At 69.5% G+C, this 1,214-nt stretch carries 1 protein-coding gene; it reads left to right on the top strand.

Annotation, left to right across the window (positions count from 1 at the left end):
* Window positions 1-1,214, top strand: a 1,214-nt coding sequence (locus tag ACFYQA_RS39545; protein ID WP_388928693.1) for an IS1380 family transposase, incomplete at both ends; no start/stop codon positions are given.

Genomic DNA, 1,214 nt, shown 5'->3' with positions numbered 1-1,214 from the left:
GCGGGCTGCCCGCCCTGGTGGCCGAGAAGGTCCACCTGACCGGCGCGAAGAACGGGGCCGGCACGGCCGCCGAGGCGAAGGCGATGAGCATCGTGGGCGGCATGACGGCCGGCGCCGACTCCATCGACGACCTGGACGTCCTGCGCCACGGCGGACTGCCGAAACTCTTCGGCGGGGTGCGGGCGCCGTCCACGCTGGGCACCTTCCTGCGGGCCTTCACCTGGGGACATGTGCGCCAACTCGAGTCGGCGGCCCGCGCGTTCACCTGCAACCTCGCCGCCCACACCGGCCTGATACCCAAGGGCGACGAGGTGGTGTTCATGGACATCGACTCCAAGGTGAAGCAGGTCTACGGGCCGGCCAAGCAGGGCGCCTCCTTCGGCTACACCAAGGTCCGCGGCCTCCACTTCCAGATCGTCACCGTCAAGACCACCACCTGTGCGCCCGTCATCGTCGCCACCCGCCTGCGCAAGGGCTCGGCCGGCTCGGGCAGGGGCGCCGCCTCGCTGCTGCGCGAAGCCCTGGCCACGGTGCGGGCGATGGGCATCACCGCGCAGATCGTCGTCCGCGCCGACTCCGCCTACTTCTCCCACAAGGTCGTCGCCGCCTGCCGCAAGGCCAAAGTCCGCTTCTCCCTCGCGGTCGCGGTCACCAAGACCATCCGCGCGGCCATCGAGACGATCGAGGACGACGCCTGGACGCCGATCAAGTACACCGATGCGATCTGGGACGACGAGGACAAACGCTGGGTCTCCGACGCGGAGATCACCGAGATCGGCTTCACCGCGTTCACCAGTAAGAAGAAGGCATTCCACACCAGCGCCCGACTCATCGTGCGCCGCGTGAAACGGCTGAACCCAAAGAGCGTTCCGGACGGGCAGAGCGAGCTGTTCGCCGTCTGGCGCCACCACGCCCTCTTCACCGACAGCCGCTTCGTCCTCACCGACGCCGAGCCGATGCACCGGGCTCACGCCGCCGTGGAACAGGTCTTCGCGGACCTGGAGGACTCCGCCCTTGGACACCTGCCGTCGGGGAAGTTCACCGCGAACGCCGCCTGGCTCACCCTGGCCGCCACCGCCTACAACCTCACCCGCGCCGCCGGACACCTCGCCTCCACCTTCCACGCCAAGGCCCGCACCGGCACCATCCGACGTCACCTCATCCAGGTTCCGGCCCGCATCGCCCGCCCGGGACGACGCATCGTGCTGCACCTG

It is taken from the genome of Streptomyces sp. NPDC005774, from assembly GCF_042871645.1.
GTDB lineage: Bacteria > Actinomycetota > Actinomycetes > Streptomycetales > Streptomycetaceae > Streptomyces > Streptomyces pratens.
This window is presented reverse-complemented; position numbering and strand designations above follow the sequence as displayed.